This is a genomic window from Rothia sp. P5764, from assembly GCF_048512965.1.
Classification (GTDB): domain Bacteria; phylum Actinomycetota; class Actinomycetes; order Actinomycetales; family Micrococcaceae; genus Rothia.
This window is the reverse complement of record NZ_JBLXXQ010000013.1, coordinates 1-2,547: the sequence shown is the minus strand read 5'-3', so window position 1 is coordinate 2,547 and position 2,547 is coordinate 1. Positions and strand designations below refer to the sequence as shown.

4 protein-coding genes and 1 pseudogene are annotated in these 2,547 nt (G+C 46.2%); all 5 read left to right on the top strand.

Annotation, left to right across the window (positions count from 1 at the left end; genetic code table 11):
* Positions 1-508, top strand: a pseudogene (locus tag ACN08Y_RS10815) (hypothetical protein); the annotation flags it as partial.
* A gap of 15 nt (positions 509-523) precedes the next feature.
* A complete protein-coding gene (locus ACN08Y_RS10810) occupies positions 524-907 on the top strand; it encodes a hypothetical protein (protein WP_419112715.1) in 384 nt (127 codons plus the stop codon).
* 56 nt (positions 908-963) lie between these two features.
* Positions 964-1,596: a hypothetical protein gene (locus ACN08Y_RS10805; protein WP_419112713.1), complete on the top strand. Its 633-nt coding sequence runs from the start codon at positions 964-966 to the stop codon at positions 1,594-1,596.
* Between the two features lie 323 nt (positions 1,597-1,919).
* Positions 1,920-2,165 carry a DUF6966 domain-containing protein gene (locus ACN08Y_RS10800; RefSeq protein WP_419112716.1) on the top strand — a complete coding sequence of 82 codons (246 nt, stop codon included), beginning with the start codon at positions 1,920-1,922 and terminating at the stop codon, positions 2,163-2,165.
* 121 nt (positions 2,166-2,286) lie between these two features.
* A partial coding sequence (locus ACN08Y_RS10795) for an RHS repeat-associated core domain-containing protein (protein ID WP_419112712.1) occupies positions 2,287-2,547 on the top strand: 261 nt, incomplete at its 3' end.

The following is a 2,547-nucleotide window of genomic DNA, read 5'->3' as shown; positions in this document are numbered from 1 at the left end:
TAAGAAGCTGGTGGGCGAAGCTAGGGACGTTATTCATGATGCTAGCCCCAAACTAAATCGTATTGCTGAAACTGAGCTTGGGAAAATGCCCACTTACGTGGCCCCCCATGATATACGTTTTAGCCAGAAGACAGTTAACGGTTCAAAAGAAATTATTGAAAGCATGTCCAAGGTAGGATGGAAGGGGGATTCTGTTGACGTTGTAAGAATGCCGGACGGTTTGTTAACTACTGTAGATAATACACGGGTAGCGGCAGCGCAAATCACCAATACTCCGGTGTCTGCGCGTATCCATGAATATACAGATAATATCGATTCAACGCGTATACAATCTTTATCGCGAGAAGCAAGATATAAAGTTCCTGCAAATTGGGCAGCTTCTGAAATTCCACCTCATACTCCACAAACCTGGGGGGATGGGGTTGAAAACCGTATTATTCGACAAGGGGGTAAATTTGCTCGTGATAATAGATACGGCTCGCCCGAATTACCCAGATTGAACTCATAGATAAGGTGATAGAAAATGCAAGAAAAAACACTACTCTCATCTTCACTTTTACCTCTGGGGTTTCAGTACCCTGGGCAGCTGAAACGTCTTGTGGAAATTGAGGCTCTCGAATTTGAGCCGTGGACAATCCTTACAGGCGATAGGTTGCAGCAAAAGTTTGAGGGGATCAAGCAAAGGTACCCTCAACGCAACTTAGTTCCCTTCGCAATGCGAGAAGACCTCGATGATGTGGCCTGTTTTGATGTTCAAAACAGTAACTATATTTGCATTATCCATGATTATGCTTCGCCTGGCTGGGAGCAAAATAATAAAAGAATCTACCTGACTTTTCATGAATGGTTAAGAGATGCCTTTGAACACTTTTTAGAACGGGGCGATTGGGAAGCGGATATATACTAATTAATTTGGCAGACCTGTGGCTGGTTCTTTGATGGATGCTGAGAAAGGTAAGAGCAATGGCAAGGGATCGTGATGTGCAGAAGCTCTGGCATGCTGAGCTAGCCCAGTTGGGTTTTAAGAAAGTGGGTAGGTATGCCCAGTACTTTTTTGATGAGGAATGGTCAGGTTTTGTTGGGTTGACTACGAGTTCTAATTATGGGGCCGGTTCCTCTGTTGATGTGACTATTGGTGTTGTGTGGCATCCTTTTACGGAGTTGGCTCGTGAAGTGGCGCCCTTTTTGGTGAAATATAAGGGGGAGCCGGTTTTTGGTGAGGCTTTGTTTGAGATTGATCCTTTGCGGAGTGAGCGTTTGGGTGTTGAATGGGATATTCAGGAAGGCCCTCATGAGCCGATTGATTTGTCGGCTCCTGTGACCTGTTTGGTGGAGCAGGGCGTGCCGCATATGCGGAAGATGTGTTCGGTGGAGTACACCTTGGATGTTTTGAGGTGGCGTGGGTGTAATCCTAATATTGGGGGTGCTCAGTGGTGGGCTAGTTATGTGTTGGCTCTTGAGCTTGCTGGTTTGAGGGAGGATGCTTTGGGGTGGCTGGGTGAGTTTGAGGTGCGGCATGCTGCTAAGGAGTTGAGGTTTCAGCGGCCGTATTTTGTTGATTTTGTGGTGGGGTTTCGGGAGCGTTGTGGTGTTTAGGGTGTTCGCTCCTGTGCCCGAGACGGGTAATAGGGCGGAAGGTTTTGTTTTGGATAGGTCGAAGGATTATGTATCTGGTGCAATTAAATATTAACTTCCCCTGCGGCCCATAAGTACGGATGAAGGCAAATGCGCAAGAAAAGAAACATTATATTAGTAACGCTCAGCATTTTGTTCATGGCAATAATATGGGCTATAAACTCAACAAATTCTTATTGAAAACCCTGGACTATTGAAGGGGTGAAAGGGGTAGGACATTGGAACCTCAACTAAAAAAACACATCACAGAATGTGTCGAAAAAATACATGCCCTTCTTAATTCTATGCAGTGCGAACCTTATAGTTCTTCTTTTGAAGGCATAGCGCGTTCCCTTCATTCAGACCCAAATGAAGAAATCGTAATCAGAAATATCCTCAAAATGTACAGAGGGGCTGGTAGTTTCTCAGATCTTGTTTTGTCTACCGCAGGCAACTTCTATCCACAAGAAAATATGATGTTAGACCATCTGAGAACGCGATTATATGATCTTTGTGTGGAATATTTAGAAGAACAGAGTAGGAGTGTGTAGTCTTTGCTACTTTTTGGTGTTTAGCAGGCGGGGCTGGTTGGCAGGATTCTTTTTTGGGGTTATTGGTTCCGACTCGGGTGTAGCCTGAAGTGGCTCGAAGAGTGTTATTGGCTTTGCCCTATTGTCAGATGATATCCCCATCCCTGCCGGTGTGGAGTTGATGGGTGCTCGTGGTTATGACCCGCTGACCGCGTCATTCTTGAGCGTTGATCCTCTGGCTCCTGTGGCTGGTGCCGCCTGGGGTTCTAACCCGTATTCGTTTGCGGGGAATAATCCGGTGAATCAGGTGGACCCGTGGGGTTTGCGGCCTATTACCGACGCTGAACTAGCGGACTACCAGAAGGCTCATCAGGGTATTCTGGCTGATGCTGGTGATTTTCTA